A 1831-nucleotide genomic window follows, 5' to 3' on the forward strand; every position below is an offset into this window, starting at 1 on the left:
TGCCACGTTCGATCCTCGATACCCCGCGTTCAATCCTCGATACGCCGCGTTCGAGCCTCGGTATGCCGCGTCCGATCCACGATATGCGACGTTCGAAGCTCGATACGCCGCTGACAAGCAGCGATCTTCCCGCGAGGATGACGACGGATGGAAGCCGTTGATCGATCCGATGCAGGTCGTCCGCGGCATCGCCAGGTCGAAGCTGCTGATCGTCGCCATGACGATACTGGGCGCCACGCTTGGTGTCGCGATCGCGCTGTCGACGCCGAAGAAATACGAATCCACCGCAGAGCTGATCGTCGACCCACGCGACCTGAAGCTCACCGACCGCGACCTCACCCAATCGGTGGTTGCGTCCGACGCCACGCTGGCCATCGTCGAAAACCAGGTTCGCGTGCTCACCTCCGGTACCGTTCTCAACAAGGTCGTGGACAAGCTCAATCTGGTCAACGATCCGGAGTTCAACGGGCAGGGTTCCGACGGCCTTGGCGTGATGACGCTCATCCGGTCGATCCTGTCGCGCAATGACGGGCCGGGTGTCGGTGAGGGCCGCCGCCGTGCGCTGGCCGTCGCCAATCTGGCGGAGAGTCTTTCGGTCGCGCGCGGCGGCAAGACCTTCGTCATCTCCGTCAGCGCCACCACGCAAAATGGCGAGAAGTCGGCTCTCATCGCCAATACGATGACGGACGTCTTCCTGCAGACCTTCGGTCAGATCCAGTCGGACACCGCTGGCCGCGCGACCAACGAACTGACGGGCAGGCTCGACGAACTGCGCAAGGGCGTCGAGGCGGCCGAGCGCAAGGTCGAGGATTTCAGGGCCGCGCACGACCTCGTCGACGCGCAAGGCCATCTGATCAGCGACGACGAGATGCTCAAGCTCAACCAGCAGCTTGCCATCGCCCGCGCGCGCACGCTGGAACTCAACGCCCGCGCGGCGTCGGCGCGCTCGATCGACGTGAATTCGGTTCTGAGCGGCACCTTGCCGGAGGAGATCAACTCCAACACCATGAGCGAATTGCGCTCGCAATATGCGGCGCTCAAGCAGGAGGCCGACCGCGCCGCGATCCGGTTCGGGCCGCGGCATCCCGAGCTCCAGGCGCTCAATGCCCAGCTTGCCGGCTCGCGCGAGCGCATCGCCGGGGAACTGCGCCGCATCGCCTCGTCGCTGCAGGTCGACCTCAGGCGCGCCGTGCAGCTCGAACAGGATCTGGCTTCCCGGCTGGCGCAGTTGAAGGTCCGCAGCGGCGACGTCAACAGCGATCTGGTCACGTTGCGCGAACTGGAGCGCGAGGCCGCCGCCAAACGCTCCGTCTATGAACAATACCTTCTGCGCGCCAAGGAAACCGGCGAGCAGAAGGACATCAACACCGCCAACATCAACGTGATCTCCAGGGCCTTCGCCCCGCTCGAGCCGAACGGACCGTCGCGCGCCGTGACGGTGCTTGCCGGCTTGCTGGCGGGCCTCGCCTCTGGTGTCGGCCTTGGCGCCATGCGCGGCGCCTATGCGAGCCTGCGCGATACCGCCAATTCGCGGCCGCGCCGCCGGACGGACGAGCGCCGTTTTGTAGACAAGGCATACCAGGCGTCGCCGCCGCCCGTCCCGCCAGTCGAGGCCACCAGGCATTCAGGTCCGATTAATGCGCTGCTGTCGGCGGTGAGCAGGATCGTGCCGCGCAAGGCGCGCAGCGAAGACTCGCGTTCCAGTGACTCACCGGATGGCGCATCCGCAGTCGCCGGAGGCGCAAAGCGGGATCCGGTCAAGCAGCAAGCGATGTACCCGGTCCCGCCTATGCAAGCGTATGCGCAACCGCCGATGGGCTATCCCTGGCAG

1 protein-coding gene is annotated in these 1831 nt (G+C 65.6%); it reads left to right on the forward strand.

What is annotated here, in order from left to right:
• Positions 1-169: 169 nt before the first annotated feature.
• Positions 170-1831, forward strand: a 1662-nt coding sequence (locus tag EOA86_RS33135) for a GumC family protein (protein ID WP_245497454.1), incomplete at its 3' end; no start/stop codon positions are given.

The sequence above is a fragment of the Mesorhizobium sp. M5C.F.Ca.IN.020.32.2.1 genome, from assembly GCF_004023105.1.
Classification (GTDB): domain Bacteria; phylum Pseudomonadota; class Alphaproteobacteria; order Rhizobiales; family Rhizobiaceae; genus Mesorhizobium; species Mesorhizobium wenxiniae.